We start from the raw sequence: 3,183 nt of genomic DNA on the forward strand, positions 1-3,183 counted from the left end.
GCTTGTACACAATGTGATGTGCGATGCTATATGGGATGCGATGCTGCTACGCGGCAGGTGCGCTGCGCGTCCCTTCGAGAAAAACAGACCGGCTGAAGTGGACATTGCGGCTGGTTGTGTTGTAGGTTACAGGTAGTGTACATGGTTCGCGTTGCACTCGTTGAGACCGGTACCGCTCTGTGAAGCGTCCTGCGAAACGCCACGAGCTCTATGCGTCTCTCCTACACGCGCCATCTCCGACTACCACAATCACGCCGTATACGGGTTGCATTGAATAAGCAAGTTGCCTTATGGGAAAAGTCATAGCAGTTGCAAATCAGAAGGGAGGCGTTGGCAAGACAACGTCTGCTATTAACCTGGCAGCGTCGTTGGCGGCTACTGAGTACTCTACACTGCTCCTCGACATTGATCCACAGGCGAACTGTACTTCGGGCATCGGAGTAAATGTGAAGGACGTGGAGGCGTCGGTGTACGAGGCACTTACCGGGCAGGTTGATCCGGAGCAGGCGGTTGTAAACACCGAAATCCCGTTTCTCGACCTGATGCCGAGCCACATCAATCTGGTGGGGGCCGAGATTGAGATGATCGAGGTGGATGAGCGCGAGCGGATTCTGTCGAAGGTGCTGAGGCGCCTGCGCAAGAAATACGACTTCGTGGTCATTGACTGTCCGCCCTCGCTGGGCCTTCTTACGCTCAACTCCCTGACCGCCGCCAACTCGGTACTGATTCCCGTGCAAGCCGAGTACTTTGCTCTTGAGGGCCTCGGGCAGCTGCTCAACACGATCAAGATCGTGCGCCAGCACCTGAACCCGGAGCTGGAGATTGAGGGGGTGCTGCTTACTATGTTTGACACGCGGCTCCGCCTTTCGAATCAGGTGGCGCAGGAGGTGCGTCGCTACTTTGGCGACAAGGTGTTCGAGACGATCGTGCAGCGCAACGTACGCCTTTCGGAAGCCCCCAGCTTCGGCAAACCTGTTATTCTGTATGATGCGTCGAGCAAGGGCGCACGCAATTACATTGCGCTTGCACGCGAGATCATTGAATCTAACGAGGCCTTTCTGGACGAGAACGGCACGATGCTGGGCGGCACCGGTGCAGAGACCGACACGCGCGCTGCCAAGAACGGAGCCGCGTCTTCCTCTGCCGCCTCCTCGGAGCCTGCACCACCCGACTCTTCGAAGAACGCAGATCCCCCTTCGGCGCCGTCAAAGCCGAAACGTTCGTCGACGCCGGCAAACGGGTTCTCGCTCTCCAGTTCGTAACCACAGTTTGTTTCTGACGCCCCGGCATGCGCCGTGCTCGCGCCCGGATGCACCGGTCGATCACCGTTGACTTTGAGAATGTGCACTTATGGCAAACAAATCTGCTCTTGGCCGTGGACTTAACGCGCTACTGCCCGCCGATGACGAAAACGATGCGTCGTCAGATTCGGGTACGGTACGTCGCAGCAAACTGTACCAGTTTGAGGATGACAACGAAAAGAAGCTGATTGGGCGCGTAGCGGATGTGGCTATTGAGGCGATTCGCCCGAACCCGTATCAGCCGCGTCAGTCGTTCAGTGAAGATGCGCTCGATGAGCTGGCGGCTTCTATCGAACAGCTTGGCATCATCCAGCCCATTACCGTGCGGGCACTCGGCGACGATCAGTTTGAGATCATCTCTGGGGAGCGCCGCTGGCGCGCCGCACGCCGCACCGACCTGACCCATCTGCCCGCGTTCGTACGTAGTGCCGACTCGGAGCAGATGCTTGAGATGGCGCTGGTTGAAAACGTGCAGCGTGAAGAGCTCAACCCGATTGAGATTGCGCTTGGCTACCACCGTCTTATGGACGAGGTGGGACTTACCCAGGCTGAGGTAGCTGAGAAGGTCGGTAAGGGGCGTGCCACCGTGGCCAACTTCTTGCGGCTTCTGCGGCTTCCTCCTCGTATCCAGGCTGCGCTCCGCGATGGCGAGGTCGCCATGGGGCATGCTCGTGCGCTGGTATCGCTCGACGATCCTGAGGCCCAGCGTACCCTGATCGACGAGGTCATCAGCGACGACCTCTCTGTACGCGACGTAGAGCAGCGCGTGCGCGACTGGCGGGCTGCTCAGGAAGAATCCGAACGCGCCTCCGAATCCGACACACCCGCTGATCCCTCCCCGTCATCCCCCGACCGCACCGAACTGCAAGTCGAAGATTACCGCAAGCGGCTGCGTTCCCGACTCAGCACGCAGGTGCGCATCCACCATAAAAACGACGGCGAGGGACGCATCGAGATTGCGTATTACTCCGAAGACGACCTGGAGCGATTGCTTGACCTGTTGGATGCCTAAACCTCGAATGCACCTCGGGATTCTCACACGCCACGTCTGCCCCCCTTCTGTTCTTCCTGTGTGTGACTGGTGGCGTATCCGACAGCTACTTGGTGCCGTGGTACTTCCCGTAGTGGTGGTGATCGTGCTGGTGATGGTGCTGCTGGCACCGGCCGCTCTGGCCCAGCCTGATAGCGTACGTGCAGAGATTCTGCGCGAACGCGGCTACCCTGAGAACCACTCGCCTCGTGGCGCCCTCTGGCGCGCGGCCGCTCTGCCTGGGTGGGGACAGGTCTATAACCGCCAGTACCTAAAACTCCCTTTCGTGTATGGCGGACTGGGGGGGCTGACGTACTATGCGATCCGTAACCACGACCGCTACGTGCTTCACCGGCGCGCCAACCAGTTTGTCGTGGGCCGTAACGACAATCCAGATGGAGAAAACCCCTTCGCGCAATACGAAGCCCAGTACAACGAAGTCATCGACCGATTCGGCCAGGAGGTCTCGGCCCAGGTCATCCGTCAGCAGCGCGATGCCTACCAGCGGCAGCGCAATCTTACCATTATTGGCACCGGTGTCTTCTATGCGCTCACAATTGTGGATGCATACGTGAGTGCCCACCTGCTCACCTTTGACGTAGGCGAAGGCCTATCGATGGACCTGGGGCCGGGTGCTATGCAGCCCTCCGTTCAGGCTACCATGCGAATCCGTCTCTAAAAGCACGTTATAAGTGGGTCCACAAAAGAACCTTTAATTATGTCATTGCGAGGAGCGCCAGCGACGTGGCGCTATGAGCGCAGCGAGGAAGTGCTTTTAGCATGCAAGCTTGTGCCTTCCAAGTAGGGTAAACCGCTCTAACTGGCGCATGAGATCGCACCCCAGGAGTACTC

At 58.6% G+C, this 3,183-nt stretch carries 2 protein-coding genes and 1 pseudogene; all 3 read left to right on the top strand.

The features are described 5' to 3' along the window. Positions 1-290 precede the first annotated feature (290 nt). Positions 291-1,064, top strand: a pseudogene (locus tag PPP56_RS01610) (ParA family protein); the annotation flags it as partial. Positions 1,065-1,350: 286 nt separating this feature from the next. Next, positions 1,351-2,313 carry a ParB/RepB/Spo0J family partition protein gene (locus PPP56_RS01615; protein WP_353562118.1) on the top strand — a complete coding sequence of 321 codons (963 nt, stop codon included), beginning with the start codon at positions 1,351-1,353 and terminating at the stop codon, positions 2,311-2,313. 97 nt (positions 2,314-2,410) lie between these two features. Further along, positions 2,411-3,010 carry a DUF5683 domain-containing protein gene (locus PPP56_RS01620; RefSeq protein WP_353562120.1) on the top strand — a complete coding sequence of 200 codons (600 nt, stop codon included), beginning with the start codon at positions 2,411-2,413 and terminating at the stop codon, positions 3,008-3,010. Positions 3,011-3,183: the final 173 nt, after the last annotated feature.

Origin of the sequence: Longimonas sp., assembly GCF_040409695.1 — a bacterium.
Classification (GTDB): Bacteria; Bacteroidota; Rhodothermia; order Rhodothermales; family Salinibacteraceae; genus Longimonas.

Excerpts from the sequence above, each read along its gene's own strand:
- PPP56_RS01615 (WP_353562118.1), top strand. The coding sequence starts at position 1,351 with ATGGCAAACAAATCTGCTCTTGGCCGTGGACTTAACGCGCTACTGCCC.